General features: G+C 38.9%; 23 protein-coding genes and 1 pseudogene. 2 read left to right on the forward strand and 22 right to left on the reverse strand.

Annotated features, from left to right (window positions below):
- Window positions 1-142: 142 nt before the first annotated feature.
- The 14 genes from A3M5_RS0114055 to A3M5_RS0114120 all read right to left on the reverse strand — a co-directional run bounded on the left by A3M5_RS0114055 (window position 143) and on the right by A3M5_RS0114120 (window position 16,788).
- The gene (locus tag A3M5_RS0114055) at window positions 143-1,228 is read right to left on the reverse strand and encodes an NAD(P)-dependent alcohol dehydrogenase (RefSeq protein WP_018394410.1); all 1,086 of its coding nucleotides are present in this window, start codon (window positions 1,226-1,228) and stop codon (window positions 143-145) included.
- Window positions 1,229-1,259: 31 nt separating this feature from the next.
- The gene (locus A3M5_RS0114060; RefSeq protein ID WP_018394411.1) at window positions 1,260-2,234 is read right to left on the reverse strand and encodes a substrate-binding domain-containing protein; all 975 of its coding nucleotides are present in this window, start codon (window positions 2,232-2,234) and stop codon (window positions 1,260-1,262) included.
- Window positions 2,235-2,422: 188 nt separating this feature from the next.
- Window positions 2,423-3,403, reverse strand: a complete 981-nt coding sequence (locus tag A3M5_RS0114065) for an ABC transporter permease (protein WP_018394412.1) — start codon at window positions 3,401-3,403, stop codon at window positions 2,423-2,425.
- Window position 3,404: 1 nt separating this feature from the next.
- Complete coding sequence (locus A3M5_RS0114070; protein WP_018394413.1) at window positions 3,405-4,916, reverse strand: sugar ABC transporter ATP-binding protein; 1,512 nt, start codon at window positions 4,914-4,916, stop codon at window positions 3,405-3,407.
- A gap of 58 nt (window positions 4,917-4,974) precedes the next feature.
- Complete coding sequence (locus A3M5_RS0114075; protein WP_018394414.1) at window positions 4,975-5,994, reverse strand: substrate-binding domain-containing protein; 1,020 nt, start codon at window positions 5,992-5,994, stop codon at window positions 4,975-4,977.
- Between the two features lie 29 nt (window positions 5,995-6,023).
- Window positions 6,024-7,493 carry a xylulokinase gene (gene xylB / locus A3M5_RS0114080; RefSeq protein WP_018394415.1) on the reverse strand — a complete coding sequence of 490 codons (1,470 nt, stop codon included), beginning with the start codon at window positions 7,491-7,493 and terminating at the stop codon, window positions 6,024-6,026.
- 515 nt (window positions 7,494-8,008) lie between these two features.
- On the reverse strand, window positions 8,009-9,487 hold the full coding sequence (locus tag A3M5_RS0114085) for a hypothetical protein (protein ID WP_051080875.1): 1,479 nt from the start codon (window positions 9,485-9,487) through the stop codon (window positions 8,009-8,011).
- A gap of 99 nt (window positions 9,488-9,586) precedes the next feature.
- Window positions 9,587-10,495 carry an FTR1 family iron permease gene (locus A3M5_RS0114090; RefSeq protein WP_018394417.1) on the reverse strand — a complete coding sequence of 303 codons (909 nt, stop codon included), beginning with the start codon at window positions 10,493-10,495 and terminating at the stop codon, window positions 9,587-9,589.
- Window positions 10,496-10,544: 49 nt separating this feature from the next.
- Window positions 10,545-11,297: a hypothetical protein gene (locus tag A3M5_RS0114095; protein ID WP_018394418.1), complete on the reverse strand. Its 753-nt coding sequence runs from the start codon at window positions 11,295-11,297 to the stop codon at window positions 10,545-10,547.
- 51 nt (window positions 11,298-11,348) lie between these two features.
- Window positions 11,349-12,146: a glycosyltransferase family 2 protein gene (locus tag A3M5_RS0114100; protein WP_018394419.1), complete on the reverse strand. Its 798-nt coding sequence runs from the start codon at window positions 12,144-12,146 to the stop codon at window positions 11,349-11,351.
- Window positions 12,143-13,609, reverse strand: coding sequence for an alkaline phosphatase family protein (locus A3M5_RS0114105; RefSeq protein ID WP_018394420.1), 1,467 nt, complete (start codon window positions 13,607-13,609; stop codon window positions 12,143-12,145). The genes A3M5_RS0114100 and A3M5_RS0114105 overlap by 4 nt, the downstream gene beginning before the upstream one ends.
- Entirely contained in the window at window positions 13,606-14,535 is a 930-nt protein-coding gene (locus tag A3M5_RS0114110; protein WP_018394421.1) for a lysylphosphatidylglycerol synthase transmembrane domain-containing protein, read from the reverse strand. The genes A3M5_RS0114105 and A3M5_RS0114110 overlap by 4 nt, the downstream gene beginning before the upstream one ends.
- Complete coding sequence (locus A3M5_RS0114115) at window positions 14,519-15,466, reverse strand: GDP-mannose 4,6-dehydratase (RefSeq protein WP_018394422.1); 948 nt, start codon at window positions 15,464-15,466, stop codon at window positions 14,519-14,521. Before A3M5_RS0114115 ends, A3M5_RS0114110 begins: the two co-directional genes overlap by 17 nt.
- Window positions 15,467-15,582: 116 nt before the next feature.
- Window positions 15,583-16,788: a hypothetical protein gene (locus tag A3M5_RS0114120; RefSeq protein ID WP_018394423.1), complete on the reverse strand. Its 1,206-nt coding sequence runs from the start codon at window positions 16,786-16,788 to the stop codon at window positions 15,583-15,585.
- Window positions 16,789-17,025: 237 nt separating this feature from the next.
- Here A3M5_RS0114120 and A3M5_RS0114125 point away from each other — a divergent pair, with 237 nt between their 5' ends.
- Window positions 17,026-18,369 carry a UDP-glucose dehydrogenase family protein gene (locus A3M5_RS0114125; protein ID WP_018394424.1) on the forward strand — a complete coding sequence of 448 codons (1,344 nt, stop codon included), beginning with the start codon at window positions 17,026-17,028 and terminating at the stop codon, window positions 18,367-18,369.
- A gap of 269 nt (window positions 18,370-18,638) precedes the next feature.
- On the opposite strand, the gene A3M5_RS0114130 is transcribed toward A3M5_RS0114125, so the two are convergent.
- From A3M5_RS0114130 to A3M5_RS0114140, 3 genes are all read right to left on the reverse strand, one after another.
- Entirely contained in the window at window positions 18,639-19,478 is an 840-nt protein-coding gene (locus A3M5_RS0114130) for a TIGR03943 family putative permease subunit (RefSeq protein ID WP_018394425.1), read from the reverse strand.
- A gap of 15 nt (window positions 19,479-19,493) precedes the next feature.
- On the reverse strand, window positions 19,494-20,366 hold the full coding sequence (locus A3M5_RS0114135; RefSeq protein WP_018394426.1) for a permease: 873 nt from the start codon (window positions 20,364-20,366) through the stop codon (window positions 19,494-19,496).
- A gap of 107 nt (window positions 20,367-20,473) precedes the next feature.
- Entirely contained in the window at window positions 20,474-21,574 is a 1,101-nt protein-coding gene (locus A3M5_RS0114140; RefSeq protein ID WP_034298646.1) for a nitric oxide synthase oxygenase, read from the reverse strand.
- 187 nt (window positions 21,575-21,761) lie between these two features.
- Here A3M5_RS0114140 and A3M5_RS23035 point away from each other — a divergent pair, with 187 nt between their 5' ends.
- Window positions 21,762-22,541: a DUF2935 domain-containing protein gene (locus A3M5_RS23035; protein ID WP_415874121.1), complete on the forward strand. Its 780-nt coding sequence runs from the start codon at window positions 21,762-21,764 to the stop codon at window positions 22,539-22,541.
- Between the two features lie 155 nt (window positions 22,542-22,696).
- Here the strand turns inward: A3M5_RS23035 and A3M5_RS0114150 are convergent, their stop codons facing one another.
- From A3M5_RS0114150 to thmT, 5 genes and pseudogenes are all read right to left on the reverse strand, one after another.
- On the reverse strand, window positions 22,697-23,542 hold the full coding sequence (locus tag A3M5_RS0114150) for a VOC family protein (RefSeq protein WP_018394429.1): 846 nt from the start codon (window positions 23,540-23,542) through the stop codon (window positions 22,697-22,699).
- A 62-nt stretch (window positions 23,543-23,604) separates the two neighbouring features.
- Window positions 23,605-24,387, reverse strand: a complete 783-nt coding sequence (locus A3M5_RS0114155) for an SDR family NAD(P)-dependent oxidoreductase (protein WP_018394430.1) — start codon at window positions 24,385-24,387, stop codon at window positions 23,605-23,607.
- 20 nt (window positions 24,388-24,407) lie between these two features.
- Window positions 24,408-24,815, reverse strand: a complete 408-nt coding sequence (locus A3M5_RS0114160; RefSeq protein ID WP_018394431.1) for a DoxX family protein — start codon at window positions 24,813-24,815, stop codon at window positions 24,408-24,410.
- On the reverse strand, window positions 24,808-25,461 hold the full coding sequence (locus A3M5_RS0114165; protein ID WP_018394432.1) for an alpha/beta hydrolase: 654 nt from the start codon (window positions 25,459-25,461) through the stop codon (window positions 24,808-24,810). The genes A3M5_RS0114160 and A3M5_RS0114165 overlap by 8 nt, the downstream gene beginning before the upstream one ends.
- Before the next feature lie 95 nt (window positions 25,462-25,556).
- Window positions 25,557-25,745: pseudogene (thmT, locus tag A3M5_RS0114170) on the reverse strand (2-hydroxymuconate tautomerase); the annotation flags it as partial.
- Window positions 25,746-25,835: the final 90 nt, after the last annotated feature.

Here is a 25,835-nt window from a genome sequence, read left to right on the forward strand (position 1 = left end):
CTAAAAAGATATACTTTAGATTGTAAAAAAAGATCCACCTTTTTGGTTTGTTGTTGAGGTAGATTCCTACATTCTCCAAAAAGGTGGATATATAGTTTACTGATTTATAGAACTTCGAGAAATCAAAGATTGAATGTTATAATTAGCTTGGATAAATCATGATTTTCAGTGTGTTTGTTTTATCATGAATCGCTCTTTCAAAAGCTTCCGCTGTTTCAGCTAATTGATATTCATTTGTAATGATTTTTTCAAGATCAATTTCACCTGATGAAAGCATTTCAATGGCAGTTGGGTACGTATCGTGGTAACGGAAAATACCTTTAATATCAACTTCCTTGTCGATAATATTAGAAATGCTCATAGGAACTTCATCTTGAGGTGACATTCCCACAATAGCTACTCTTCCACCTCTTCGTACTGAAGAAAGTGTTCCTTGAACTGCACTAGGACTGCCCGCTGTTTCAATTGCTAAGTCTACCCCAAAACCATTCGTATATTCATTCACTTTTTCGTCTAGATTTTCTTCACGCAAATTAATAGTATGAGTAGCACCCATTTCTTTTGCAACATCCAAACGATTTTGTTCTAAATCTACTCCGATAATCATTTTTGCTCCTGCCACTTTAGCAGCAGCAGCTGTTACTAATCCAATCGGACCCATTCCCATGATAATTACTGTTTCACCCGGCTGAAGATCTCCCCGACGAATCGCATGTACCCCTACTGAAAATGGCTCTACTAGTGCAGCTGTTTCATAGCTCATACTGTCTGGAATAGGGAAGACCAAATCAGCTCTCATCGCTACGTACTCACAGAAAGCTCCATCATAAGGGGGAGTCGCAAGGAATTCTACACTTGGGCACAAGTTGTAACGCCCTTCTTTACAATGGACACACTCACCACAAGTTGCTCCTGGTTCGATTGATACACGCTGACCTTCTTTAAGATGCGTCACAGTCTTCCCTACTTTAACGATATCTCCGGATGCTTCATGCCCTAAAATAATTGGTTTTTCAACAATAAAGTTTCCGATTTTACCATGTTCATAATAATGGACGTCAGATCCGCAAAGGCCCACCGCTTTTACACGAATCAAAACCTCATCATTTTTTGGTGTTGGAATGTCGATTTCCTGCAATTCGATATTCTTTACACTTGTAAGCACTGCTGATTTCATTGTGCCTTTAAGATCTGTAAAATCGTCTGTTTTTGTTGTATCTTTTATCACATTCAACTACTCCTTCTTAAATACTTTTTCATTATTTTTGGAGGTATTCATCTACGTTTTCTTTTGTTACTAGCTCAAACGGAATTTCATACTTTTTCTCAAGTGTTTCACCTTTTGCTGCTTTCACTGCTTGTTCAACGACTGTTTTTCCTTGTTCAATCGCATTTTGATAAACCGTTGCAATCATTTCATCCTTTTTTACTGCTTGAAGAGCGTCTTTCACTCCATCCACTCCAACGACTGGTAAATCATTCATGTTTTGAGCACGCAATGCATTGATTGCCCCAATGGCCATTTCATCATTTTGAGCGATAACCGCATCAATTTTATCACCGTGAGTTTGAATCCAGTTTTCCATGATCGTCATCGCTTCTGCTCTTGACCAGTTGGCAGTTTGTTCGGCAATCACCTTAATTTCCGGATTTTCATTGAGGACGTTATAAATACCTTCTTTTCTTTGCGTTTGACCCGTTTGTCCAATTGGCCCTTCAAAAATAACGACATTTCCTTTTCCACCTAAAGCATCTACAATTTCTTGCGCTTCTGTTTCGCCTGCAACTACATCTGGTGAACCAACATAAGAAGTCAATTTTTCAGCTGATAAGAACGCATTTACGCCTAATACCGGTATACCAGCGTCTACAATTCCATTAACAGTGTTATTTAGTGCTTCTTGATCAATTGGGTTAACAATAATCGCGTCTACTTGCTGGCTTTCTAAGTTTTTCAATTGTGAAATAGCTGTGCTGACATCGTAATTTCCATCCATTACAACAAGTTCTACACCTAATTCTTTTGCTTGTTCTTTCATTGCGTTCGTTAAATTTGTCGCAAATTCCCCGCGTAAGCCATAAACTTGAAAACCAATTGTAATGGAATCCGTATCTTTCTTTTCCCCGCTGTTTTTGCTGTCTGAACTTGTTTGTAGATTAGAGCTGCATGCTGCTACAATGGCGATAGATGCCAAGATAACCAGCATTAAAAATGAATTTTTGATCTTTTTCATGAAATTTCCCCCTAAATTTTAATTTTTATAAAAAAGCTTTGTTAAACAATATTGTTGATAAAACGGTTTTTGGCTCAATCGTGTATAACCGAGGTTTCACACGCCTTTCAGCGAGCTGAAAGGAACCAAAGATCAACAGCGTCATCTAACACAGCTTATAAAAAAGTTTATTCCTTCTCTTACCTTCATCATGTTCGCTTACGATCTACTAAAACGGCAATAATAATAATCGTTCCTTTAATCACCTGCTGCCAGTAAGAGGATACCGCCAATAAATCTAATCCATTATTTAAGACACCAATAATGAGTGCCCCCACCAATGTTCCCCACAGGCGGCCACGGCCTCCCATTAAACTTGTTCCACCAATAACAACTGCTGCAATGGCATCTAGTTCATAGGAAATCCCCGATTGCGGTAAACCCGATGAAATACGAGATGTTAAAAGAACACCAGCAAGACCCGCAAGTAAGCCGCTAATACAATAAACAGACATTAATGTCCTATCCACATTCAAGCCCGATGTTCTGGCAGCGTTCTCATTACCACCGACTGCATAAACATATCGACCAAATTTCGTATGATAGAGTAATAAAGTACAAATGATAAAGACAACTAGAACAATCCAAACTGAAATTGGTATTCCTAAAAAGCCGCCTGTTCCAATAACTAGAAAAGCATCTGATAAACCGGAAATTGGCTGACCTTCACTGTAGATATAAGTAAGCCCCCTTGCAATTGCCATCATTCCTAATGTGGCAATAAAAGGTGTTACTTTCCATTTGGCAATGATGATGCCATTAACTGCACCGAGAAATAATCCTGCTCCAAGACCGGCAACAATTCCAAGCAATAGATTTGTGTCATTTCCTACAACTAAAGATGCTGTAATAATACCTGAGAAAGCTAAGATGGAACCAACAGACAAATCGATTCCTTTTGTTAAAATAACAAAAGTCATGCCAATAGCTAAAACGGCGTTAATTGATACTTGTTTAAAGAGGTTCAACATATTAGCTGACGTTAAAAAGTTAGGGCTTAAAATCGTTAATGCGACCGCCATACCTAATAAAGCAAGCAGAATTCCATATTCTGATAACAAGTGTTTAAACTTGGCATTGGAATTTTCTTTTGTTTCTTTATAGGAGTTTGTAGATAATTGGCTATTCATTTTAGACCTCCACCTTGTTGGCTGTAGCCAAACTTAATATTTTTTCTTGTGTAGCTTCTTTTGGACTTAGTGTTCCCATCACTTTTCCTTCACTCAGTACAATGATCCGATCGCTCATTCCCAAAACTTCAGGCATTTCCGATGAAATCATGATAATAGAGTATCCTTCTTTCGTAAGGTGATCCATCAGCCTATAAATCTCTGTTTTAGCGCCAATATCGATGCCTCTCGTCGGCTCATCTAAAATTAAGATCGTTGGATTTGTTAAAAGCCATTTAGCTAAGACAATTTTCTGCTGATTTCCCCCACTCAGTGTTTCTACAAGCTGATTTCTATGGTGCGTTTTAATCTTGAGGCTCTTAATCATATCGTCTGCTACTTGCTTTTCAGTATTCTTTTTCATCATAGGACCTGATGAGACGCTCTTTAATGATGAAAGAGTAATGTTTTGCTTAACTGACATAGGGAGCACTAGTCCTTCTTCTTTTCGATCTTCTGTTACTAAAGCAATTCCATGTTTAATCGCATCTTTCGGTTCCTTAATTTTTATTGGTTCACCTTTAAGTTTAATAGAACCGCTTTCAATAGGAATCATGCCAAATATCGCTTTTGCAACTTCTGTTCGTCCTGCCCCCATTAAACCAGTTAGGCCTAAAATCTCTCCTTTCTTAACTTGAAAACTGACATTTTCAAAATAACCTGGTGCGGAAATCCCTTCTACACTAAGGGCTATTTCCTCTTTAACAGAGCGGTTTCTCTCAGGAAAGACATCGGTAAGCTCTCGACCGACCATTTGTTTAATTAACGTTTCTTGATCAAGGTCTTTTGCTAGATTTGTGGATATGTATTCTCCATCTCTAAAAACGGTGATGTCATCAGAAATTCGGAAAATTTCATCCATTTTATGTGAGATATAAATAATTCCTTTCCCGTCTTTTTTCAATCGATTAATAATGCTAAATAGTTGTTCTACTTCTTTATCAGCAAGAGAGGATGTAGGTTCATCCATAATAATCACTTTCGAATCGTAAGAGACCGCTTTCACGATTTCGACCATTTGAATCTCTGAAACACTTAATTCTTTCATCTTCTTTTTTGGGTTAATCGATAAATCAAGATTTTCAAACATTTTTTTCGTGTCTCTATACATTTTTGGATAGTTTACTAAATGGACTTTCGAATATAGAGGCTCTCTGCCTAGAAATATATTTTCAGCTACTGTCATTTCAAAAATGGGACTCAATTCTTGATGAATCATCGCAATTCCATAGTCTAACGCCACTTTAGGTGTATTCGGAAAAATTTCTTTCCCTTCCATGAGAATGGTTCCTTCAGTTGGTTTATAGATTCCGGATAAAATCTTCATCGTTGTTGATTTTCCCGCTCCATTTTCACCCATTAATGCATGAACCGTTCCTTTACGGATGTTTAAATTGACATTGCTGATGGCTTTAATTCCATTGAAAAACTTTGAAATCCCTTTCATTTCTAATAAAAACGGTTGAACAGTCATCTAACATCTCTCCCTTCTTAAACGTTTAAGTTCAAGTCGATAAAAATCATGTGGACCCTTATTTTACCGTTCCACATGATTCGCGAATAATTAGCTGCAGCGGCAAAGAAGTTGAGATCACTTCTTCACTTGATTTTAATTTGTGTAAAGCATGAACAGCCTGTCTTCCCATTTCAAAAGCGGGTTGAGCGACGATCGTAAAAGGGGGATCGCTTATTTCCTGCCAAGGATGGTCATCAAAACCGATAAAGCTAATATCTCTAGGGATATTAAACTGTAGTTCCTTTATCGCTTTCACCGCTCCCATCATTAACAGATGGTTGGTAGCAAAAATAGCGGTCGGCGGTGAAGGTAATTTCATCATATTCATCACAGCTTGATAGCCCCCATTCATTTGAGCCTTCGTCCCTGTATAGTTGCCGCCAAATTGAATGAGTTCATCATCTACTTTTATATTTTGGCTGTTTAATGCGTCTATGTAGCCTTGTCTTCTCTCTACGGTAGTACTAATTCCTGGTGAAGCTAGTATAAGACCAATTCTTTTATGACCGTTTTTCAGCAACGTCTTTGTTGCTTTAAAACTTCCATCAATATTATCTGCTTTTATAATAGGCAGCTCAACATCTTCTACATCACGATCTATCAATACTATAGGTGCTTTTCCCGCTATTTTTGCCGAGTTAAGTGTTTTTGAAACAGGAGCAAGAATGATTCCGCTTACTTGCTGGGCTGAGAGTAAATCTATTAACTGATTTTGTCTTTTTTCGCTTTCCTCAGAAGTCGCCACTACGACTTGCCAGTCGTAATATTCACATTCTTCATGAATTCCGTCCAGTATTTCGGTAAAGAATGGGTTGTTATCGGGGACGATTAAACCAATTAGCTTACTTTCTCCACTCTTTAAACTTCTGGCCGATTCATTTCTAGAATACCCAAGATATTTTATGGCCTCATTAACCCTCTTAACTGTTTCTTCACTTGCTTCGTCTTTATTATTTAAAACATTTGATACAGTTGCTATTGAAACGTTAGCCTCTTTTGCCACATCATATAACGTTGGTCTCTTTTTCTTTACCATTTTCTAACTCCCTTTACTTGTAGACCACATTATTCAGTCGATAGCTTTTTGTATAAGTCTTGATACTTTGCAAAGCTTTCCTTATATAAATAATAATGCTCTTCGTTCGGGTTAATCAAGTCTTCGTTTACTACTTTCCCGTTTGCTTCATCTGGGGTTTTCCAGTGATCAACACCAATACCTGCTAAGATTGCTGCGCCTATTGCAGGTCCTTCAAACTGAGCAGATTTTTTTAGCGACACTCCTAATACATCTGCTAAAATCTGACTCCACAAATCACTCTTTACAGCACCGCCAGTTATTACAAAGGAATCTACAGTAGCAATGTTTTTAATCAGCTCATGACAATCTTTTAAGCTGAATGAAACCCCTTCCATCACTGAACGGATAAAATCTCCTTTACGATGGGTCAAATTCATGCCGTAGAAAACACCTCTAGCATTCGAATCATTATGTGGGGTACGTTCTCCTGATAAGTAAGGAGTGAAGATGAGTCCTCTCGATCCCGGGTCTACTGCCTTTGCTTTCATTATTAAGCTTTGGAAGTCGTCCTCGATTTCGAATGCATCCCGAAACCATTTAAGCGATTCACCGGCAGTTAGTGTAACACCCATGGCATACCACGTATTTGGCAGGGCATGACAAAAAATATGAAGAGAAGAATTTATTTTTGTTAAAAATTCCTTGTCAGGTCTGTTTTTTATAGGTACTAGTACAACTCCCGAGGTACCTACACTAATCAATCCTTTGTCTTCCTTAAAGACGCCGTTTCCAATTGCCGCTGCAGCATTGTCTGCAGCTCCAGCAATAACAGGTATTCCTTCTTTTAAACCAGTCGCTTTTGCAATAGCACTTTTGACTTCCCCAATCACCTCTATACTTTCGTATAGGGGAGGAAACCATTCCGGATTGAGTTCAAGTTCTTCGATTATACTTGAATTCCACTTTCGATTATAAACGTCGAAGATTCCTGTCCCGCTAGCATCTGTAACATCAGTTGCCATAATACCTGTTAATTTATAATTGATAAAATCTTTAGGCATGAAAATCGTTGATATTCGCTCGTAATGTTCTGGCTCATTCTTTTTTAGCCACATGATTTTTGGAAGTGTAAACCCTGGAAAAAGTGTATTCATCGTTAATGATCGATATTTATCTTCCCCAATACGTTTTAAAACTTCTTTGCATTCTACTTCAGTTCTTTGATCGTTCCACAAAATAGCTTTTCGAATAATAGCACCTTGTGAATCCAATAGTACACTGCTATGCATTTGGCCAGTGACTCCAATAGCTTCCACTTTGGCGGGATCGTTGTATTCAAATAGTTTGGTTAGCGCTTTCAATGTCGCTGTCCACCATTCATTTGGATCATGTTCAGTCCAACCTTCTTTCGGAACATCGAATGAATACGAAACTTCAGATGACCCAACCGGTTGTCCTTCTTTATTAAGCAAGATAACTTTTGTACCGCCTGATCCTATATCTATACCAAGAAACAATTCGTGTCCCTCCTTAACTTTAAAGCAACTTAAACGTTTTAGTTAATTTGTTAAGCTTATTAAATTATATTTTTTGAACATTGTCAATATAATTTTTATATCTTTTCATGCGTGACTTCACCTCCCAAATGGGCATACCCAGTCACGTTCTGAAAAACGGCTCTTTGATCAAGTGAAAAAGTAGTGTAGAAACCCTGTATTGAAGCAAATAAAACAAACACAGAGATAATAATACTCATATACCCTCAAAATACTTTTCGTTCTTTTAATTCGTCTAATCTGATCACACTTTCATTGTATTAATAATAAGGAATGCTTCTGGATATCATAATGGACATCATCTTGAAGGTCCGGATGAACAAGGTCCTTTCCATACTGTTTACAACGGGCCAAAATGGAGAATCCAATGTGCTGCCGCGGATTAATTGAAGATGAAATGACGTTTATTAAATTTGGTGAGAAATAATAAATCCGCTTCGTATATTGAAGCGAATTTATTCAGTTTCCTTTCCTAGCTACTTCCATTCATACAATATGATGCGATCATAAACGGGATCAAAAAGCGCATTAGATTTAAATTCTTTTATTTTTTCAACTCTGTTCGTAAGATTTTGTTCCTGAGTTTCAAAGCCTTTCAACACTTTATCGGTTAATAAGATTTTGCTGTTTGTATAATAAGATTGATCATGAAGAAAAATAGGATATGTTTCAACCTTATTGTAGGAGACAGGAACATTCAAGTACTCTAATACCCTGGTTTCTTCCCATGCATAGACCACTGCAGGCTCATCAAGTTTTTTTAAGTAGCTAGCTAGCTGATAAGTGGCTGGCTCCCTAGTGGCTTGTTCTTTTAGTAGGAGAAAGGAGTTAAATGATTGTCCAATTAAGAGCATCATAAAAAGAATCAAAATAATTGAATGGCTAAACTTGTTTAACACGTTTAATAACAACAGAAAAAGAAGGAACATGGCTATAGGGAGAATGTGCCTTGGTTTATCAATATTTTGAGCAAAAAGAGCCCAGAAGAAATAAGAAATACTCATTATGACAGCTAACTGCTCAGCGGAATTTTGTTTTAGAATACTCCATCTAAAACGATAGAAATATAAGCCAATCAATAAAACATATAGCACAAATAAAAAGAGCGATTGGGAAGAGACCCCGGTCCATATTACGTTATCCATCACAAGTGTTTTTGCCCTTTCGGAGAAGGGTATGCTGCTTGCTACCGCTGTATTGCCCCAACTATTGAAATGGCCGCTTGTAAAGGCAAGGGAAAGTTTTAGAAATCCTTTTAAACTGCCTTCAGAGAAAATAAGAGCCCCTACCCAGAAGAATTGAAACAGCATGGCTACACCTAAATGAAAAACAATTTGTTTCATTGTGTACTTTTTCATTGCCCATTTTTTATAAAATAGATAAAGCAGGCCGACAGCGAATGGCAAGTAAGACAATCGAATCCCTAGCAATACACTAAACAAAAACAGTGGTAAAATCTTAGCCATACGATTGTTTTCCTTGAGTGCTTTTTCGATGCTCCAAAAATACCACCATAAGCAAGCTATTGCAGCCCCTTCTGACATTGGCTGATTGACAATAACCAGCATATAGCTAGAAGAGTACAGCAGAGAGACCATAAACAAGCTAGATGACCGGGTAAGGTACTCTCTTGCCAGCTGATACATCGGAAATAAAGCACTAAAGTAAAACAAAATATTAAAAACCGTTAATGCGGCTGTTTGATTTTCTACCCATGAATGAACCAATTTCCCCCCTAAGATGAAATAAGGATATCCAGGAAAATGTGGCTGCATGGCCATTAAATCATATCGATCCAAAGCCAACGAAAAATCAACCTGATCCCAAGTAGCAGCAAAAGAATTAATGTACTTTAACTGGGTCCACAATAAAAAAGCTATAGATAGAATGCTTATCATCATAACGACGCTGTTTGATACGTGCAGTTGTTTAACAAAACGTTCTTTCTTCGCCATGTCGCCACCCTTTCTTATGTTAGAGCTTAAGAAAACCTTTTTCACAAGGAAAAAGTACAAGGCAGATGCCTTGTACTCCTTGTAGAAAATGAATTTCTATTATGCTTGGGATTTTATATCGTTGATCTGGTTTGATAGTTCTTTCTTCTCAATCCCTTTATTTGACGTTAACAAATAAATCCCTACAAAATAGCCAATGTAAGCGATGACTTCTTCAATGGACGGCATAGAGGAATATCCGAATAACGCCTTCAGAAAAATGCCTATATCTCCTGATAAGATAGGAGCAACGCCATGATCTCGTAAATAGTGATCATAATCGATGGAGTGCTCTGGAAGGAACCAAGTAAGATCATACAGATGTGGAATAACACTTCCGATAATACTTAAATCTTGCATCATTGAAATGGCTTGCACCAAAAGACCAGCGGCAATCAAAATAATAAATGCACTGGTAATTTTAAAGAACGTTTTAAGCGTGACTTTCATCGTGCCTTTAAAGAAGAAGTAGGAAACAATAAACGCAATGATAACCCCTGTTATAGCTCCCCAGCCCTGTATCCCAGCACCGATGTTGCCCCCTGTAATCGCAGCAAAGAAAAAGACCGTTTCTACCCCTTCACGTAAGACGACTAAAAAGGAATGAATGACCATGCCAACGATGTTGCCCGTTGAGATAAAACGGTTCATTTTCCCTTCCATATCTCCTTTTAAGTCTTTGCTATGGCTTGCCATCCAAAACACCATCTGGGTTAGCAAGAGAGCCGAGACCAGCATAATGCCGATCTTTAAATACATTTCGCTGCCCATTGACGTAAAGCCGGTAAAAACAACTTGGAACAGCATAGCGACGCCAGCACTTGCCAGTACAGCAAGCCCTGCTCCCAGCCATACGTACTTTGTATATTGTTTGTTGTTCATTCGTTTTAAATACGTGGTGATGATGCCGACAATCAATAAGGCTTCCAAGACCTCACGGAACATGATTAATAACGCTTGTACTTCCAAAACCTTTCCCTCTCCTCACATAGGAAATATGAAGGATGAACGTCTACGATCATTTTTTCCTTTTACGTCTTGCCACAACAATAACGGCAATGAGAACTCCAACAATCAGTAAAAGCGGAATCCAATTTCGTATATTTGAAACATCCGTCCATTCATTTTTTCCGTTCTCTTTTTCTGTCGCACTTTCTGAAAAATGTCCAATTTCCAAACTTTTCAAGTCGAACTCTTTTTGTAATGAAGTCAAAATCTTTTCCTTGCTCGCATTAAACTGATCTAAATCCGCTTCTTGTTTCCCAACACCAAAAAGTCCTGGGTTTCCTAGAGCCTTTAAAGCTTGATCAAATTCTGCTTTTACTTCTTTATCCAGTTCTGGATTGCGTGATTCAACTTTAGGAGACAGCGCTTCATACGTTGCATGAGCTTTTGCCAGCAATCGCTTACTCGTATCATATTCTGTGAAGTTTTTTTCTATGTTTTCCAATCGTCTAGCCATATTTAAAACAAGAAGTTGATCCATATTCTCAATCACTCGTTCTTTATCTTCATCTTCAAGATTTTGAAGAATGATTTTTGCAGGTTCCGGCCCCATATGCATATCTACTTCTTCTTTTACTGTCTCAAAATGCTTTTTTGCCGTAGCATAATCAGCTGGATTTTTATCTAATTCAAGCATCATTGCTTTGTATGCTTCTGCTAATGCTTCTTCATTGGGGTCCCCATATGTATAAGCACCCACAGATAATACATTCAAATTACTCAAAACAAAGACGAATAAAAGACAAGAAAGCAACCATTTTTTCATATTAAATCCTCCTATACAAATGATAATGATTATCATTGAAAAAGTCAATTTTTATTTTAGATTTATTACATGCGTTTTTTGCTTTTGGGCTTTTAATGTACGGCTGCCTTTAAGATCTACCTTATGGGCGCTGGCATCTATTTTCACTTTTTGAACAGGTCGCCTTAATTCTTTCCAGATTGCAGGTATAACGGAAAACAAGTACCCTCTAAACGTAATAAAGGATTCTCCTGTTGTACGCACCTGGTATTGAATTGGGACTTCCTTTACTCGAAAGCCTTGTCTGACAAGGTTAAAAGTCAAGACTTGTGCATAATTGTAATCATGGATGATTTCTCCATGCTTAAGTGCTTGACGCGTGAATGCTCTCATTCCTGATTGTCCGTCAAAAATCCACTTTTTCAATACAAGGCTTTGGAGAAGGGTAAATCCATAATTTCCAAGGCGGCGATGAATCTTCATGCCTTTAATCGTCCCTAAAAAACGGGAACCCATCGTATAATCGGCTTCTCCTGCAAGGATTGGCTGCAACAGGTCCGGAATCTGACTGGCCGGGTATTCGCCGTCTGCATCAATCATGACCCCTATATCCGCTCCTCTGTCAAAGCATTCCTTTAACCCCGCCCGCACCGCTGCCCCTAAACCCCGGTTTTTTTCAAAGCTAACGATGAAATCGGCTCCTGCGGATTTGGCGACGTTAACTGTGTTGTCTTTTGACCCATCATCAATAACCAGCACTTTTACTTCCACCTGATGATGAAAATGTCTCGGAATACTCTGAATGACTTCTCTGATTGACTGTTCTTCATTATATGCTGGCAGAAAAACAATCACCTGCTGTTTTTTCATGGTTTCTTCTCTTCTTTCTGCACGATGGCGTCCATTAATACTTTTCCACGGCTATGGCTTGGATAAGGAGCTCCCAATAAATAAGATAAGGTTGGCGCTAATGAAACGAGACTTTGTTTTTCTTCTACTTTTTTCCCTTTAGCAATATTTGGACCGTGTACAAAGAATGGAACGAAGCGCTCGCCTTCATCTAAATGGCCATGCCCACCGATTCCATCTGCCTGTCCGTGATCCGCACAAATGAAAAGCGTTGTATCATTCATTTTGCCTTCCTGCTTCAGCCAGGAAACAAAGTCTTCTACTAACGCATCGGCTTCTTGTATTTTTTGTATATATTCATCATATAATACGCCTCTGCTATGGCCTGTTTGGTCCGTCGCGATCATCTGGACGATAAATAAGTCCGGATCCTGTTCTTTCATAATTTTTTTCGCTCTTTCCATGATGTTTGGATCTGCTTTGTCGTTATGCATCACAGCAGTCACTGTTTCCACATCACTTCCCATGGAATCCACCAAATGGGCAATTCCGAGCAACCTGCCTTTTTTGCCTACTTTTCGCAAGGCATCAAAAATACTTTCAACCTTGATCCCGAGCTTCCAAACCATATTGGACTTAATGCCATGTTCCATCGGATATGTACCGGTGAACATCGATGAAAAGCAGACGACCGTTCTGGCAGGATAGACGGTTTCCATATTCATGTATTCCGTGCCATTTTCTTTTAAAGAATCCAAAAACGGTGTATGGGCTTCATAAAAGCGCTCTTTTCTCATCCCATCAATGACGATCACCACCACTTTTTCAGAAAGGCTTTTCGTCGGTTCTGGAAACTCTTCTTTCGTGTAACGTTCATACATGGCCGGTTTCCAGTCAAAAAGATTGCGGTGAAGGATGTAAGCAAATAGTAAAACAAATCCATAAAACAAACCCAAGTTCATGATATCGACTTCTCCGCCGATCCGATTTTCATCAAAAATCCATTCCCAAATTGATAAAACCAACAAAAACTTTGGCAGCTGTTCCTGCGCATTTCCACTCGTCGAATCACTATTTTTCATGACAAGCTTCCAAAAGCGGGTAAAATTCAACCATGAAGTTCCAATTCGCAGGTGATAATAAAAAGTCCCCCAAAAAAACACGGTAAAAAAGAAATAAAGACCGACGGCAAAAAACAGAAGCTCGACCTCTACTTTGTTCCATACAATTAAATAAACGATAAACGGTGCCCATAAATAATTTCTTAAAAACAGTGGAAAATCAAACAAATAAAAAAAGATTAACAAAGGAACCACGTAGATAAATGCGCCGAAAAGATCCAGCGCTTCGTCCATCGATCCGAGAGTCATCAGATGATATAGCAACATTGTTCCAACAACAAAAATCGGTGTAAAGGGTTTCCCCTCATTTAACAAATTCCAACAGCGTGCAGCCACTTTCTCAAATTTAGATGCACTTTTCATTTTTCTCTCACTCTCCTTACCTTGATCCATTCTTTCATTGTGTTCAACGAGATCGGATATAGCAGAAGCACAACGGCTCCCGCTATATAAGAAACCACAAATTTCAACGCATGGGTTACAACACCGATCGTATAGCCTTCCTTGACCGGAAAACCAAATAAAGTTAAGGCAAACACAAGAAAGCTTTCATAATTGCCGATGCCGCCCGGCGTGATTTGAAGAACCTGCCCTGCAATCGTTACACTATTGGCAAATACCGATGCCAAAAAAGACAAATCTCCTTGTAGCATCATCACTGTTCCATACAGAATTCCGGCTTCGAGCAGCCAGCTTAAAAAGGTGCAGGCAATAATGAAAAGCCCCTTTTTCCCAGAGAACGCTTTTTTGAACAATTGAATATGCTTGTTCAAAAAAAGGGGCGCATAATGATGAACTGTGAATAAAACAAGCAGACTAATAAAACTGCTAATCATAACGAGCCACAGTGGGAAGCGGAATTGAACCTTCAAAGCCCATAAACCGATCATCGCTATGCCAACCAAGCAAAACATATCCAGCAATCTCAATACAACAACAGAATGAAAGGCTTCATCATCTTTCAGCATGGGCTCTCTTGTGCTGGCTATTTTCGCCCTCACAAGGTCTCCCACTTTGATAGGAAGCAGATGATTGATCAATAAGCTGTATAAAATGCCGATTAGACAGGTTGAAAAGTGGGCTTTCCCATTTAAATAAAGTTTCCATGCTGCTGCTTTCAAGCAAAAGGAAAGAAAATAAACTATCAGAACGGCTGCGAGCAGAACAGGATGCTGAAAGATTTTTTTTATACTGTTTCCTAAATAGTTTGCATCGAAGGAATGAATCGTTAAAAATGCAAAACCAGCGAGTGTTAAAATGGAGAGGACCGTTTTAAAGGAATACTTCATTCTCTTTTGCCCATTTTACTGTTTCATCGAGCCCCTTTTTAAAATCCACCTTTGGCTCATAGCCAAGCTGCCGCTTAGCTTTACTAATATCCGCCCATGTTTTTAATACATCTCCGGCGCGAGACGTTTCCTTGTTTATTTTCATATCAGGGAAATGCTGTTTTAATTCCTGCAATAACGTATCCATCGTAATTGGCCTTCCGGAGCCAATATTTAAAATGTCACTATTCGTTTGGACAGTCAAAGTCAGATAAATACCATGGATGATATCCTCTATATAGGTAAAATCACGGGCTCTTCCCTCACCAAACACGGTGATTTCTTCCCCTCGTATTAACTGCTTAATAAACTTGCCGATCGCCATATCGGGGCGGCCCCATGGACCGTAAACCGTGAAAAACCGTAAAATATTCATTTGAAAACCGTACAAATCTTCATACACATGGCAAAAAGATTCCGCTGAAAATTTGGAAGCCGCGTAAGGTGAAATGACTTTTCCAACCGCCATTTCCTCGGTAAAAGGCCCCTCTTGATTTCCATATACGGAAGAAGAAGAAGCAAACACAATCTTTGAAGCACCGGCTTTCCCTGCGGCTTCTAACACATTGATCGTCGCTTTAATATCAAAGTCAACATACTCAAGCGGTTTTTCAATGGAATAAGCCACTCCGGGCAAGGCAGCTAAATGAACGATTGCATCCGGCCGGATTCGGATAAATTCAGCCATTGTTTCGTCCTGATTCAATAAATTAAGGTCACTATAATGAAAAGCACCATGTGATTCAATATTGGTTAAATGTTTTCTTTTTCTTTCAATAGAGTAATAAGGATGAAGACAATCTATTATGTATACTTCATGGCCTTCTTGTATTAGGTTTTTGGCCAGATGGCTGCCGATAAATCCAGCCCCGCCTGTTACAATGATTTTCAAACGTAACACCTCAGTCATTTATTCAATTAAAAGCTTCTTCACCATCTTATCAATCCTTCAGGAGAAAAGGAAAAAACCTTGTGTAATAAACAAGGTTTTTTCAAGCAAAAGACGATTTACTTTGCTTTTTCAATAACTGTTTGCAATGTTGCTTCCATTTCTTTCAATACAGGTTCGCCTGCTGCTTTATCTTTTGCTTTTGCTGCTTCAAGATACTGCTGTGCTTGTTCTGTTAATTTTGTATAAGCTTCCTCGCCCAGCGATGCTTTAATGTCTTGTCCGATTACATCAATGAACAGGGCACCTTCTAAAGCCGTAATAACCGATTTGTCTTCTCCCCACAATTCAATGCTTTCTGTGTACTCGTCAATCGCGGTTTGAGCAAATCCGCGTACAAATGCTTTGTTTACTTGAGCGGCGTCTACTGTTTTCACATCTGTCTGCAAATCAAATTGCTTTTCAATAAACGCAGCTTCTTCTGGCGCATGATTTCCTAAATATTTTGAAACGGACTGATAAAAAGCCCATCCTTCTGCTTGTTCCACTTTTGCCACTTTCTCGTCTTTTTTCGCTTCTTCCGCTAATTTTGTTGCGTAGCCGTTTGGAATGGCACCTGTTGCGAAGTAGAACGTTTTGATTAACGTTTTATCAACGACTTGTTTTCCAAGCTGGAATGCAAGCAGATCATCGGCTTCAACCGCTTTATCGATTTCGTCAAATCCACCGGCAATCACATCCACCATTGTGGTTCCGTATGCAGCATCGCGCTTTTCAACGGTTGATTGCAGGATCGCATAAAATTCTTTCGCTTCCTCAACTTCCGCTTTAACTTCTTCTTTATCTGCCCAGCCTTCCTCTACTTCCTTAAATTCCTGCTTCATCGTTGTATAAAACACTTTTTGCATCAATTTATCAAACACTTGCTTTGCGACGACTTTGTCCATTGAGCCATCTTTTCCTGCCTGCAGTGCTGCTGTAATTTGCTCATCGTGCTTGCTTTCAAGTTCTGCATCCCGTTCTTGAACTAAGCTTTGCAAATTAGTAGTATATAAATCCGTCACTTTATCGAAATCTACTTCTTTTCCTTCTTTTGCTTTATCCAGTTCAGTCTTTGCTTCTTCAAAAACCTGAGCGTAGTTTACTTCTTCTTTTTCTGCATCATCTGCTGCTTCTTCTGTTACTTCTTCTGTTGCTGCTGTTTCCTCAGTCGTTTCTGCAGGTTCCTTTGTGTCTCCACCGCTGTTACAAGCAGTTAAAAGCGTTGCGCTGGCACCTACCATTAAGAATTTCGCGAAAATTCTTTTTAATTCTCTTTTTTTCATAAAATCGTCTCCTATCTTTCTTTTTTTAATTTATGTATTTTGATAATCGTTTTCATTTACATTTCGAATTATAAAGAGATTGATTTTCATTGTCAATAGAGTTTTATGATTAACCATATCTTTTTATTTGACATATGGAATTTATTAACGTAACATTTCTTATTTTTAGTACATTGTTTTTTGTATAAAATAAGAAGGCAGCTACGTTGCACCATTATGCATTGAGAGGAAATTATTATGAACAACATTACAATCATAGGCGTAGGGCAGGTCGGCCTGGTAACAGGTGTCTGTTTATCAGATATAGGCCACCAAGTTATATGCTACGATCTTGATAAAGAAAAAATGGACCAATTAAATACAGGCCTCTCCCCTTTTTATGAACCTGGACTGGATGAGTTATTGAAAAAGAATGTGAACAACCGGCGTTTATTTTTTACAGACAGCCCCGAAGAAGCCTTATCAGACGCGGACATCATTTATATTGCAGTAGGGACACCAAAACAGCTAAACGACGACATCGACCTTACCTATATTAACAATGCGGCTGCCATGATCGGTGAATATACGACCAAAAATAACGTAATCGTTGTAACGAAAAGCACTGTTCCTGTGGGAACAAATACGAATATCAAACAAGTCATACAAAGAAATGCACGAAAAACACGAAACATCACCATGGTGTCAAACCCTGAGTTTTTAAGAGAAGGTTCCGCGATTCGAGATGTTTTTTGCGCAGACCGAATCGTTCTCGGTTCAGATTGTTCGGAGGCTGCAGCCATTATTGAAGAAATAAATAAACCATTTAACGTACCTATTTTTAAAACAGATCTTCATAGCGCAGAAATGATTAAATACAGTTCTAATGCTTTTTTGGCCATGAAAATCAGCTTTATAAACGAACTCGCTAATTTATGTGAAAAAGTGGGAGCTGATATTGAAGAGGTTGCTGTTGGAATGGGGCTCGATTCCCGGATTGGCAGTGAATTCCTGAAGGCCGGAATTGGATACGGAGGCTCTTGCTTCCCGAAAGATACCCATGCAATGCTGAAAATGAGTGAAGAAGCAGGAGAGAAACCGGACATTTTAAAGGCCGTGATGAAAGTGAATAGCCGTCAACACTATGTATTAGTGGAAAAAGCAAAGAATTACTTTGGAAGCTTAAAAGGAAAAAGAGCATCTGTATTAGGCCTGGCATTTAAACCCCATACAGATGATATTCGTGAATCACCGTCCATCATGATCATAAACGAATTAATAACAAATGGTGTATCCGTTGTGGCTTATGATCCAAAAGCAATGGAAAATACAAAAAAAATGATTGGAGAAAAAATTCAGTATGCATCGTCTATTGAAGAAACACTGACTGATACAGATATGGTATTTATCAATACTGATTGGGACGAGATTAAAACATTCTCTCTCGATCAATATGAAAAGTTGATGAATAGACCGGTTATATTTGATGGCCGAAATTGTTACTCTTTAGACAAAGTATCGGAATATAAGATCGACTATTTTTCAATTGGCAGGCAACCGTATCGGAATGCTTCGAACAGAACTTGGGCACCATACACATAAGGCGACAATATCTTGCGCGCAATACTTACTGTTTCGCTATTTTGAAATCCCCTCCTTGCTTCGTTGAAGAGGGGGTATTCATGTGAATACCAGTCGAACGATCGATGTTAAACGTCGTTAACGCCTCGTCGATCAGCTGATTGTTGAACTCACGGTTTCATTCATTCCCCAGCAATGAGTGCTTTCTTGGATTTCCCGTTCAGGGACTGACACCGTAACTTTGGGATCGCACTTTTTATATTTCTTTGATTTCTATAGCTATCACAAATCTAAGACATCCGATAGGTATAAGGATCTTCAGGCTCTTCAATCGTATTCCACTCCTCCACTAAGAGAAACGGAATTGTCGCTTTGAAAGGCTGATAATAAACGGAGGATAATTTCCCTTTTACATGAATCCATTCGTCATCCTGAAGATCCATTTCTTCAGGAAATTCTACTAACATGCCAAAGGCTCCTGAATCTGCTACGCAATGAATAACACCAAAGCGCAGTACAAAGAGTTGGTGATCATTCACGGATTCTCCTTTAAACGAAAAACCATCAAACTCAATCGTTTTGTTCATAAATTCACCTGGGAAATTATAAATGGTTTCCATTCCTTTTAAGTAGTTATCTTCCTTTAAAACAACGCTCTTTTTAGAGGTGAATTCCTTCAGCTCTTCTTCCATCAATTCATCGTATCCTTCTTTTCCATAATACACACTTGTATCAGGCCGTAAATATTGAGTCTGGGCATATTGATCGGATGCCTCAACCTCTTCAATTGCTTGGAAAGAAAACCCCTTCGATTTCACAAGAGTTGAATCAAGCGTTGCAATTGGTAAAAAAAGGCCTGTCGCCAATGGAAATATAAAAATTCCATAATGTATCCATCTCCAAAACAGCGGTTTATCTTTTTCATGCTCATGTGAATGGTCACAGCAATGCTCATCTTCAGAAGTTGTGGCAACGTTATATATTTGCACAATCGTGAGAATAGCAAACGTAAAAATAGCGATATACGAAATATACTCATATTTCATATTAATATATTTCGATATGTTACCCGATGTATGAAGATGTTGAAAGAAATACGTAAAGACCATTAAAACCAATGCACGAAACATTTATTTCCTCCTTCCTTACAAGAGCAGTGAGCCTAGAAATACAAACAGCGCAATAGAACCAATTAAACTAAAAACAAATCGTTTATTAAACACACTAAGCATCATTAACATATTTTTAATATCAACCATCGGTCCAAAAACAAGAAAGGCCACCAATGCACCTGTTGAAAATGTTCCTCTAAAGGACGAGGCGACAAAAGCATCAGCCTCTGAGCATAGTGATAAAATATAGGCCAATCCCATCATGACCAGTGAAGATGTTGCCTCTGTTTGACCAAGCTCAATCAACGTAGATGTTTTCAAAAATGTCTGCATCGATGCGGCAATAAAAGCGCCGATAATTAAATATTTACCAACGGAAAAAAATTCATCCACCGCATGACGAAGCATGTGGATAAACTTCTTTAAGAATGTTTGAGAAGCAGGCTGATGACTGTGTGTATGAGCTGCTTTTTTCAAGAGTTCATTGCCTTTAAATTGATAAGATAAGAGAATACCGATTAAAAGGGCAACGACCAAAGACAGTCCACCCCGATACAGCACCATATCCCACTGATTTCCAAAAGCTATATACGTAGAAAATAATACGACAGGATTAATAATGGGCCCTGTTAACATAAAAGGAATAGCTGTATGAAGAGGTACGCCTTTTAATAATAACCTGCGGACAATCGGAACAATTCCACATTCACAAGCCGGAAATAAAGCGCCAATCAGTGTTCCATATAAAACAGCCAGGAAGCGGTTCTTCGGCACTACTTTTGCCACCATTTCTTCACTAATAAACATCTGGATAAATCCCGCGACAAAAACACCGATTAACACAAACGGAAATGCTTCTATTAAGATACTAATAAATATTGTATTTAATTGTAAAAAAACAGACAAAGTAAGCCTTTCCTCTCCATTTTTATTCGATTATTTTTTCATGTATATTTAATCATATAATAACACGCATGGTATAAAAATATTGAATTGTTGGCTTTACTAAAAAATTAATAAGGTGTATTTTGATAAAAATAATTTGGCTTTTTAATCTCATTTTTATATGGTTTATGATAAATATGTGTTGCAGCAGGCGCTAATGGCGGGATGAGCCAAGCCCAATTACCAGTAACTGACCTTCCCTTTCCCATTTCTTTTTCTTCAAATTTTTTAAACTGCTGAGCCGCCGTATGATGGTCAACGATACTAACTCCATCTTCCTTAAAAGAATGCAAGACGGCTGTATTCAATTCTAGAAGTGCCCGGTCCTTCCATAAAGATCTATTGCTTCTTACATCTAATTCCATTAAAGATCCTATCTGAGGCAGCATATTATACCGCCATTCATCAGCTAAATTTCGTGCCCCTATCTCAGTGCCCATGTACCATCCATTAAAAGGGGCCGCCGTATACGTAATGCCTCCTATTTCAAGCTTCATATCCGAGACCATGGGGACGGCATACCATTTAAGTTGTAAATCTTCAAACCATTGATAATCAGGGTGACGAATAGGAACTTCAAGAAGAAGTTTATCTGGAATGTCAACTAAACGTGGACGTTGCTCATTCATTTGAATGACTAACGGTAAAACATCAAATTGACCAAATTTCGGTTCCCATCCGAGCTTTAGGCATACCTCCGTAAAAGCTAAGGAGGCCGGGTCCCCTAAAACACCTTTTTCCATCTGATAACCTGCGTAGCGAATTAATTGGTGATTCCATATACGTACCGTTTTATGAGCAGTTTTCTGCGGGAAAATCGTTATGGCAGGGCGTATACGGCCTTTATTCGTTGCCGTCTCTATATGCTCAAATAAAGCCTCAATGATTTCTTCTTCTGTGTTTACATGTCTCTTATCTATTACATGTAAATGATCCCAAAATAATCTTCCTATACAACGATTACTATTTCGCCAAGCCATTTTTGCTCCATATTCTAATTCTTCTATTGTATGTTCATAATACCCTTTGCTTCCTAACTCTTTCTTAATATCACTTAGCCTATTTTCTAGTTCCTGATCCGTTTTATGTAGTTCTCTGTAACAAGAACGAATAAAGTCCTCTGCCTCTTTCAGTATATCGTTAATCAAAATAAAGCCTCCTATGATCATGTCCTCATAATATACCATAAGCAAATTTGAATAAAAAAAGCCTATTTATCGTGACTTCTTCGCTTTACCCTAAACGTTCTCGTTGTTTTTCTTACAAAAACTTATTCCTAACATGAATGCATCTCTCTTCGAATACACTAAGTCTGGGGAATATGATAGAAGGGGTGAATGGGCCATCTCTACATTTGTGACACAATCATTGGAGGAAATTCGGTTTTGGTCACGGATTATGAAAGAACATGCTTTCTTTTTAAGCCTAGGATTTACTGCTGATCAGACAGAACTGATTAAAGAAGCCAAACAATTTATTGTGATATTTGAACGGATTGAAGAACAAGTTAGCCAGTATAATGAAAAAACGGATCCCGAGGTCATTCGAAAATTTAACATTCAAGTATATCAAGCAGTTGCTTCTATTTGGGCTTATAAACGAAAAGTATTAGGACTCATATTAAGTTGTAAAATTATTTCGAACAATATTCCGTTACTAGTCGACCATACAAGCCGGGAAGCTTATTATTTTGCGAACCGATTAAAGGAATTGAATGAAGGAATACTTCAACCTATACCTGAAGCCATCATTAAAGAGAATGTGTTTTTCTTAAAGATCATGGCAGATCACTCGAAGTTTATCGGCCATTTGTTAGATCCTTCTGAACGGAAACTCGTTGATCAAGCCCGAGAGTTCAGCAATGATTTCGATCAACTTCTTTTTCAAGCACAAGATTTGGATCACATGCGTCCACATTCTGAAACAAAACCAATGTTGGAGCAATTTCTTGATCAAAACCGGGTATCTGTTGTTTCGCTACGAGACTTTAAGAAAACAGCAAGAGAGTTAATTGAGGCCTGTAAAATTAAGAGCAACATCCCCGCACTTCTGGCCGATCACGTATACCGTGAAGCAGATCATTTTCTTCATATTATTGATGCGTTCGATGCACACCTTACATCACAAAAGGCTTAACACTCAATGCCTGCATTTGAACAGAAGGAAGCGACTACCCCTCATGATAGGAAGGAGTAGTCGCTTCATTAAATGTTGCTTTATCTTTATCATCGTCCGAAGTAAACGTACTGAATACGCCTCGATGCTTCAATTTTTCCTTATTCAAGCATTTTTCAAACGACTAATCGAATTTTATTTCCTGATGGATCTTCCGTCACAAAAAAATCATTTTCAGCTATCACTGAAGCACCGATTTCCTGCAATTGTTCCATCGCTTTTCCTCTTGCCTCTTCATTTGGAAAGACGAGAGTATACCAATTTAAACCGACACTGTTTTTCTTCGGTACCTGGGCACCTGCACCTTGCCACGTATTGATGGCAATATGATGATGGTAACGACCGGTAGCAATAAAAACAGCTTGAGGATAATGACTGACGACCGTAAAATCAAGACCCTTCACATAAAATTCTTCTGCTTTTTGCAGGTCGGATACGTGTAGATGAATATGACCCATTACCGTATCAGCCGGCAGCCCATTCCATTCTGAATCGCTTTCCGCGAGAAGACTTTCTCCATTTAAAGGGTCCGTTACCATCGAAACTTCCCCATTGGACCAAGTCCATTCTGAAGATGGCCGATCTCTGTACACTTCAATGCCATTTCCGTCTGGATCCGTAATGTAGAGTGCCTCACTTACATGATGATCCGACGCGCCGAATCGGTAACCTGTCTGAAGTAAATGCTGTAAAAAGATAGACAAGTCTGCACGAGTTGGCAGTAAAAGTGCAAAGTGATATAAACCAGATGTTCTCCCTTCTTTGGGTGTTACATCAATGGGCTGCTCAAGCGTTAATAACCCTGTTTTTCCGTCTGCCGTTAAGACTACTTTGCGATCTGTTCGTTCCAATACTTGAAAACCGATCACATCTTGGTAAAAAGCAAGCGCGGAATCCAAATTGGTTACGTTTATATTAACCTGTCCGACAAATGTATTTGGTTTGCGATGAAAATTCTCCATTTTTATACTCTTCCTTTCTTATTTTTCTGTGGCATCTGTCCATTAAGGTGGCGCTCAGTTCCCTACAAAGCCCCCGCCAGTCCACCGTCTATATTCACGGCTGTCCCTGTTACGTAGGAGGCTGCATCTGAAACGAGGAATGTGATCACTTTAGCTGCCTCGTCTGTATTCCCGATACGTCCGAGAGGAATTTGATGATCTTTGCTCGTTGCATACTGTTCCCATGTAGATTCAGGTGCTTGTTGCTTCCATTTTTTTTCGATTTGATCACTTCGAATTAAACCGATGCAGACTGTGTTCACTCGAATGTTGTCGGGACCAAGATCTTTACTCATTGCTTTTGTGAGGGCCATACCTGCCGCTCGGCTCACCGTAGTCGGCAATGAAGAGGCTGGTGGCGTTTTGGCGACCGCCGCCGTCACGTTCACAATCGCACCGCCGCCGACTTGCCGCATGTACGGGATGGCATATCGGGAACAATGAATAGCACCGAATAATTTCAAATCAAGGTCTTGTTGCCAAAGTTCCGTCTCTACTTGTTCAAATGGGTTTGCAGAGGAAGTGCCGGCATTATTGACAACAATGTCCAATCGGCCATACTTCTCTACGGTGGACGTAATCATTCTTTTGCAATCCTCTTCATTCGTCACATCCGCTTCGATATAAAACACCTGAACACCTGTTTCTTCAACTATACGATTCGCCGCCGTCTTTAAATTTTCACTATTTCGTGCGCATATAGTGACTTTCGCGCCTTCCTTTACTAATTGCAAAGCGGTTTCCAGTCCAATTCCTTTACTTGCACCCGTAATAAGTGCGACTTTTCCTTTTAACCCTAATTCCATTGCCGTCTCCCTTCTAAAACTTAATCATTTGCGGTTTTATGAAATAAAGCCCCGTCAACTGACCAAAGCTTACTTCCATTTATCGTCAAAAATAAAGCGATGACCAAAAAGGCAAGATCAAGTTCGTAACCGGCCATTTCTGCTGATCCTAAGAAACCGATGGCGAGTTTCACTTTTAGTATAGCCCCAATCATAACGACAACAAGCAGTGCAGAAACAATTCGTGTTCCAAGTCCTAAAATGAGTGCAATTCCGCCAACCAATTCTATTGTTCCAACAACATATGCTAAAAATCCTGGAATCCCAATACTTTCAAACCATCCGACAGTATTACCGATACCGCCTTGGAATTTCACGAGCCCGTGTACGAAGAAACTAATTCCTAACACAATTCTTAATAAGAATATACTTACCCCTAATTTATTCATCTCTATTTCCTCCTAAATTTTTGAACCACTCTGTAAAATCATGATGGTTTTTATTTGAAACGGTATGACCTTCCGAATAGGCGCTAAATGTTAAAGCGGCTCCATGCTGTTTATAAAATGCTTCTGCATTAACACCCCATTCATATGGAAGGACCTGATCGTACTCACCGTGTGAAATGAATGCCGCCACTTGATCCATCGATTGAATGTCATACTCTTCTTTTACGAAAGCCGGGATATAACCGCTTAGCGCTATAATCCCTTTTATGCGGTTTCCGAGCTTTAGTCCAAGTGTCATCGAAAGAATCGCTCCTTGGCTAAATCCCATTAAAAAGAGCTCATCGGTATTAACCGGGTACTCTTCCACCGCATATTCAATGAAATTCTCAAGTTTATTTATTGCACTGTCAAATGCGTCTCTATGCGGGTTTCCGAATCCTTGAATCGTGAAAAAAGCATAACCGGGCGGCTGTTCGATAGGACCTCTTATACTGAAAACAAACTGATTTTTATCCATTCCTGAGACGAGCGGCAACATGTTCTGTTCATTGCTTCCCATTCCATGCATTAAGAATATAGCTGGATATTTCTTTCCCTGTTCCATGTGTTCCGGATGGCGAAGTTCATAAACAAGCTGGGTTTCCATCTTTTCAGCATCCTCCTTTTATATCCATTTAGAGATATAATATTCTTATTAGTGAACAATTTCAGTAAAAAAAAACGAACATTCTTTATCTTTCATCAAACTTCGCTTTTTAACGTGCCTCCAACAGCAAATCGATTTTTCGGCACTTCCTCGACGACTATACGAATACTTTCCAACGGAATATCCAATGATTTTTGGACCGTACGTGCTACATCACGCATACATTGCTTAATTGTTTCATCCTCTCTGCCTTCCAGCATCGTTATGTGTATAATCGGCATCTTTTTCTCCTTTCGCTCGACGAATAAAGTATTCTGTTATGAATATTTGTTTTTTATAAAATAACATCATTCTATAGATACTGTCAATACACT

The sequence above is a fragment of the Bacillus sp. 37MA genome (assembly GCF_000372765.1).
Lineage (GTDB): Bacteria > Bacillota > Bacilli > Bacillales > Domibacillaceae > Domibacillus > Domibacillus aminovorans.

What these genes read in the sequence shown, in the direction of transcription:
- A3M5_RS0114060 (WP_018394411.1), bottom strand. Translation starts at nt 2,234, where the DNA reads ATGAAAAAGATCAAAAATTCATTTTTAATGCTGGTTATCTTGGCATCT.
- A3M5_RS0114065 (WP_018394412.1), bottom strand. Translation starts at nt 3,403, where the DNA reads ATGAATAGCCAATTATCTACAAACTCCTATAAAGAAACAAAAGAAAAT.
- A3M5_RS0114070 (WP_018394413.1), bottom strand. Translation starts at nt 4,916, where the DNA reads ATGACTGTTCAACCGTTTTTATTAGAAATGAAAGGGATTTCAAAGTTT.
- A3M5_RS0114075 (WP_018394414.1), bottom strand. Translation starts at nt 5,994, where the DNA reads ATGGTAAAGAAAAAGAGACCAACGTTATATGATGTGGCAAAAGAGGCT.
- A3M5_RS0114085 (WP_051080875.1), bottom strand. Translation starts at nt 9,487, where the DNA reads ATGGCGAAGAAAGAACGTTTTGTTAAACAACTGCACGTATCAAACAGC.
- A3M5_RS0114095 (WP_018394418.1), bottom strand. Translation starts at nt 11,297, where the DNA reads ATGAAAAAATGGTTGCTTTCTTGTCTTTTATTCGTCTTTGTTTTGAGT.
- A3M5_RS0114100 (WP_018394419.1), bottom strand. Translation starts at nt 12,146, where the DNA reads ATGAAAAAACAGCAGGTGATTGTTTTTCTGCCAGCATATAATGAAGAA.
- A3M5_RS0114105 (WP_018394420.1), bottom strand. Translation starts at nt 13,609, where the DNA reads ATGAAAAGTGCATCTAAATTTGAGAAAGTGGCTGCACGCTGTTGGAAT.
- A3M5_RS0114110 (WP_018394421.1), bottom strand. Translation starts at nt 14,535, where the DNA reads ATGAAGTATTCCTTTAAAACGGTCCTCTCCATTTTAACACTCGCTGGT.
- A3M5_RS0114120 (WP_018394423.1), bottom strand. Translation starts at nt 16,788, where the DNA reads ATGAAAAAAAGAGAATTAAAAAGAATTTTCGCGAAATTCTTAATGGTA.
- A3M5_RS0114125 (WP_018394424.1), top strand. Translation starts at nt 17,026, where the DNA reads ATGAACAACATTACAATCATAGGCGTAGGGCAGGTCGGCCTGGTAACA.
- A3M5_RS0114130 (WP_018394425.1), bottom strand. Translation starts at nt 19,478, where the DNA reads ATGTTTCGTGCATTGGTTTTAATGGTCTTTACGTATTTCTTTCAACAT.
- A3M5_RS0114140 (WP_034298646.1), bottom strand. Translation starts at nt 21,574, where the DNA reads ATGATCATAGGAGGCTTTATTTTGATTAACGATATACTGAAAGAGGCA.
- A3M5_RS0114150 (WP_018394429.1), bottom strand. Translation starts at nt 23,542, where the DNA reads ATGGAGAATTTTCATCGCAAACCAAATACATTTGTCGGACAGGTTAAT.
- A3M5_RS0114155 (WP_018394430.1), bottom strand. Translation starts at nt 24,387, where the DNA reads ATGGAATTAGGGTTAAAAGGAAAAGTCGCACTTATTACGGGTGCAAGT.
- A3M5_RS0114160 (WP_018394431.1), bottom strand. Translation starts at nt 24,815, where the DNA reads ATGAATAAATTAGGGGTAAGTATATTCTTATTAAGAATTGTGTTAGGA.
- A3M5_RS0114165 (WP_018394432.1), bottom strand. Translation starts at nt 25,461, where the DNA reads ATGGAAACCCAGCTTGTTTATGAACTTCGCCATCCGGAACACATGGAA.